The organism is Staphylococcus edaphicus (genome assembly GCF_002614725.1).
In the GTDB taxonomy this organism is placed as follows: Bacteria; Bacillota; Bacilli; order Staphylococcales; family Staphylococcaceae; genus Staphylococcus; species Staphylococcus edaphicus.
This window is the reverse complement of sequence record NZ_MRZN01000045.1, coordinates 1-505: the sequence shown is the minus strand read 5'-3', so window position 1 is coordinate 505 and position 505 is coordinate 1. Positions and strand designations below refer to the sequence as shown.

At 42.8% G+C, this 505-nt stretch carries 2 tRNA genes and 1 rRNA gene; all 3 read left to right on the top strand.

From position 1 onward, the window contains the following. Positions 1–99 (top strand): 16S ribosomal RNA (locus BTJ66_RS13460); the annotation flags it as partial. A 100-nt stretch (positions 100–199) separates the two neighbouring features. After that, a tRNA-Ile gene (locus BTJ66_RS13455) sits at positions 200–276 on the top strand. 20 nt (positions 277–296) lie between these two features. Further along, a tRNA-Ala gene (locus BTJ66_RS13450) sits at positions 297–372 on the top strand. Positions 373–505 lie beyond the last annotated feature (133 nt).

The window sequence follows — 505 nt, the reverse complement described above, 5'->3', positions numbered from 1 at the left end:
AACCATTTATGGAGCTAGCCGTCGAAGGTGGGACAAATGATTGGGGTGAAGTCGTAACAAGGTAGCCGTATCGGAAGGTGCGGCTGGATCACCTCCTTTCTAAGGATATATTCGGAACATCTTCTTACGAAGATGCAGGAATAACATTGACATATTGTATTCAGTTTTGAATGCTCATTGGAGTATTCACATCGAGAATGGGCCTATAGCTCAGCTGGTTAGAGCGCACGCCTGATAAGCGTGAGGTCGGTGGTTCGAGTCCACTTAGGCCCACCATTGATTTTAATAAGTTTTATGGGGGCTTAGCTCAGATGGGAGAGCGCCTGCTTTGCACGCAGGAGGTCAGCGGTTCGATCCCGCTAGTCTCCACCATGAAATTTTTGTACATTGAAAACTAGATAAGTAAGTAAAATTTATGATTTTACCAAGCAAAACCGAGTGAATTAGAGTTTTTTAACAAGCTTTGAATTCAAAAAAAGAAATAATCGCTAGTGTTCGAAAGAAC